Genomic DNA, 3,465 nt, shown 5'->3' on the forward strand with positions numbered 1-3,465 from the left:
GTATTACTAAGAGATCTTCAGCCGCTTCTGACATATATTTGTGAGAATCATATACACCCTGGTTGTAGATATCAGGAGCTAATTTTTCCATGATGAAATCAAGCAAAAATCCTGCAGCTAAATCCCCAATGGTTTCTTCTCTCTCATGAGAGAAATAGTTCTTTATCTCAGAAACCATGAAGTCTCTTCTCTCTTTTGTTAATTCGATCTGATTTTCCTGTTTCATGGAGATTCCTCTTTCATGTCCTAAACACCACAATAGTTCAATGGAGGATCATAGTCCCTACCTAGACTCATGAGAAGGTACATGGTAAAAATTATGTTTTCCAGAAGAAGAGACTCGTTATCAATGAAAGGATACCATATGCGATAAAGAAGATACCCAGCACCAAGGTCAAGAAGGCAGTACCGATACTTGGATTCATGAATAGGTACAGACCGAGTAGAAAACTGATTGTCCCGAGTATCCCGGTGCAGATACGGTGTTTCTCCCATTCGATAGAGACCGCAAATGCGAACGTGAGCAAACCATTCGCTACAAGCCATAATGCAATCAGATACCCGATAGCAATGGTAGCAACATACGGAGAAAGAACTGCCAGAAGACCTATCACAATACTGATAAGACCTGAACTCAGCATATTCAGTTTTGCCTTTCCGCTTGGAACGGAGAGCCCGAATCCAAAGGTAAGGATTCCAATGAAGAGGAAGATGAGGCCAATTATCATTACTAAGAAATCGAATACCGCTAACGGTGCAGTAACGGCAACAATTCCAAATCCAAGAGTCACAAGACTCATAAATACCGTTAGAATTCTGCCTGTATCCATCCCGGTTTGGTTGGGAGCCAGGATATAAATACCTAATTACATCAGGTTGACATTCATGAAAGATACTTACAAATCATACAATCCACGATGAGATCTTCCGGAGAATCAGAGATCGTTTCACCCTCTGGTCATCGGTGGCCCGAAAAACATTGAATATCGGCATGCAACTCATAATGACCGCAATTTACCGTAACAGTTCAAAATTGACTGTTCGGTGCAACGGATAACCACCCCTACCATTAGAGGAACCATATAAAGAAAAATCATTGTCAGACGCATGTCTGCTGAACTTTTGATCTTCCGGTTTAGCTCGAGTATCATCTGAAAAATATAGAATAGATTCATCTAGGATGGCCGGATTTTAATATATTTAGATCCTGATGTTTGAGATAAAAAGTCAGATCAGGAAACGGAAAAAATCCTGGATCACCGATTAAATGCGGATTATATAATCATAGAAGCATATTTTTAATTCCCCCATTTCTTTCCATAACCCGGATCGTTTCTATCCAGGTAGGCAGAACCTGAAGCGATCCCGGTATCTGCAATAACCGGGAAAGGGTGACCAGAGTGATCGAATATCAAACCAGATGATACGATCTTCTTTATCCTCCCCGGTGAGAAAACCATGAATACCGAGGGAATCAGTCCCTTCAGATCTGTTCATCAGATCAAAACCAAAGAATCATACCCATAGGGTGAAAGGCATGAAACCAATCACAATTTGTACAATACTCATCATACTCGCAGTGACCCAGATCTGCCTGGTATCAGCGGATGATGGGTTTGACAGAACAAACCCCGGACAGCAGAACCCTCCGAACCTGACCAGCGGGGTACCTCAAACAGACCAAAAGGGTACACAAAACCCCGACAGTAATCAGCAGGGCCAGCAGGCAATAGGACAGAACCGAGGGCAAATCTCCCCGACTCAGACCCAGACCAATCCGGGAACGGGAGCAGCACAACCAGGGGCAGTAAAACAGGTACCCAGCCAACCAGCCACTCCGGCAGGAACCCAGCAGCCCCAGAAGATCACCTCTCCGACCCCAGGCCAGGCTGTTACCCATAAGGAGCCGGTATCTCCAACCATCAACCCAACCCAGCAAGTACAGGAACCAGCACGATCACCGGCATCCGGAGGTCAGTATAAAGATGTCAGATTTCCTCCCTCATTTCCAGTCATCAGACAGGACAGTGCCGCAATTCAGGTGACGAGTAACCCGACAGGAGCACAGGTATACCTTGACGGGTCATACCAGGGAATAACCCCGTCATCCGGATACCTGGAGTTATCAGATCTGTCACCAGGAACATACACGGTCAGACTAACCAGTTCCGGGTATACCGATTACTCAACCGAGATAACCCTTTCCAGAAACGAGGCTGCAACGATCTCTGCAGATCTGACTGCAACATATGTCCCCTCACAGTACGGAGCACTCTCAGTCCAGTCCAACCCGGCAGGAGCCGGAGTATACCTGGATAATGAGTACAAGGGAATAACCCCGCTCACACTCCAGGGTGTCGCGATCGGTTCGCACAGCATCATCATCAAAGACGACGGGTATTCATCATACAGCGGGGATGTGTACATCACATCGGATCAGGCATCAGGACTCTCAGTCACCCTTACCGCGACGGTCACCCAGGCACCGACCACCGTTCCGATGCAGCCGCCTGCACCGGAACCGACAAAATCACCAATATCTCCCTGGTTACCCTTCTTTGGTCTTGGACTGGCAGGTCTTGGCTTTAATTCATCGTTAAAACGGAATTAATTCCGCTTTTTTTTCGCAGGGGAACCCTTTCGAGAGGACACATTGATGAGCCATTCATCAGCTCCGGGTAAGCCCTCATATACTCTGCCCGAGTATGCTCATCTATGACTCAGGATACGGGTGAGTTCCGATCAGCATACCGGATCATCATCCTTCTTGGTATCGTCGCACTCTGCGGGGATATCATCTACGAAGGGGCCCGGAGTATCAGTGGCCCGTACCTGCTCTCTCTCGGCGCCTCTGCGATGCTCATCGGGACCATCACCGGAGTCGGAGAGTTTCTCGGATATGCGGTACGCCTTATCTCAGGACGGGCTGCAGACAGTACACACCAGTACTGGACACTGACTATCGGCGGGTATGCAATGCTTATAGCAATACCACTCCTGGCATATGCCGGATCCTGGGAGATGGCTGCCCTGCTCTTCATTCTTGAGCGGATAGGAAAAGGAATTCGATCACCTGCAAAGGACACCATCCTTGCGAATGCAACCGCCCCGGTAGGGCGGGGAATGGGATTTGGAATCCATGAACTCCTTGACCAGATCGGAGCAGTAGCCGGCCCGGTAATCCTCGCGGTATCTCTGGCTGGATCCGCAGGATACCAGCAAGGGTTTCTCATCCTCTTTATTCCGTTCATTCTTCTCTTGGTCCTGGCCTTTGCAGCATGGAGACTCCTCCCTGATCCAATGGGATTTGAGACAGAGCATTGCACACCAAAAAAAGAGACAGAGGGTATCAGCCGGAAGTTTGTAATATTCTCTCTCTTTACCCTGCTCTGCACAACCGGATTTCTTTCATTTCCCCTGATATCATTTCATGCCCTGAAGACGGGGCTCATCCCGGTATTTGAA

The 3,465-nt window shown here is 47.7% G+C and carries 4 protein-coding genes; 2 read left to right on the forward strand and 2 right to left on the reverse strand.

The annotated features are described in order from the left end of the window. Both LUQ50_RS01535 and LUQ50_RS01540 read right to left on the reverse strand, forming a co-directional pair. The coding region (locus LUQ50_RS01535; protein ID WP_300035144.1) for a DUF2164 domain-containing protein at positions 1-226 on the reverse strand (226 nt) is incomplete at its 3' end. Positions 227-317: 91 nt separating this feature from the next. Next, complete coding sequence (locus LUQ50_RS01540; protein WP_300035147.1) at positions 318-800, reverse strand: HdeD family acid-resistance protein; 483 nt, start codon at positions 798-800, stop codon at positions 318-320. A 737-nt stretch (positions 801-1,537) separates the two neighbouring features. Between LUQ50_RS01540 and LUQ50_RS01545 the strand changes: the two genes are divergently transcribed. Both LUQ50_RS01545 and LUQ50_RS01550 read left to right on the forward strand, forming a co-directional pair. Next, positions 1,538-2,611 (forward strand): PEGA domain-containing protein, encoded by a 1,074-nt coding sequence (locus LUQ50_RS01545; RefSeq protein WP_300035150.1) that lies wholly within the window; start codon positions 1,538-1,540, stop codon positions 2,609-2,611. Between the two features lie 104 nt (positions 2,612-2,715). Then, the coding region (locus LUQ50_RS01550) for an MFS transporter (RefSeq protein WP_300035153.1) at positions 2,716-3,465 on the forward strand (750 nt) is incomplete at its 3' end.

Origin of the sequence: Methanospirillum sp., from assembly GCF_028679455.1 — an archaeon.
Classification (GTDB): domain Archaea; phylum Halobacteriota; class Methanomicrobia; order Methanomicrobiales; family Methanospirillaceae; genus Methanospirillum.